The organism is Halomonas marinisediminis, from assembly GCF_004347715.1.
Classification (GTDB): domain Bacteria; phylum Pseudomonadota; class Gammaproteobacteria; order Pseudomonadales; family Halomonadaceae; genus Halomonas; species Halomonas icarae.
In genome coordinates this window covers 1-278 of sequence record NZ_SLTR01000393.1, presented here as the reverse complement: position 1 = coordinate 278, position 278 = coordinate 1, and the positions used below count along the sequence as shown (strand labels likewise).

The 278-nt window shown below is 70.5% G+C and carries 1 protein-coding gene; it reads right to left on the bottom strand.

What is annotated here, in order from left to right; translation table 11 throughout:
* The coding region (locus E0702_RS17130; RefSeq protein WP_205742043.1) for a hypothetical protein at positions 1 to 278 on the bottom strand (278 nt) is incomplete at both ends.

The following is a 278-nucleotide window of genomic DNA, read 5'->3' as shown; positions in this document are numbered from 1 at the left end:
TCCAGGCCAGCGTCTTGTCGTAGAGGTTCACCATGACGACGTCCGGCTCCTTGCGGGCCAGTCGCGAGGTCTCGTAGACCTGCGCGAGGTCGTCGCCGTTGACGAGGTTGCGCACCTTGAGGCCGGTCTCCTTGCGGAATCGGTCCAGGGCCGAGAGATAGGTGGGGGAGCCGGGGGCCGTGGTGCCGAGCTGGCTGTGCACCACGAGCGTGTCGGGGTCGTCGTCGGCAGCGGCGAGGGCGGAGCAGCCGGACAGGGCGGAAGCGGCGGCGAGCGCG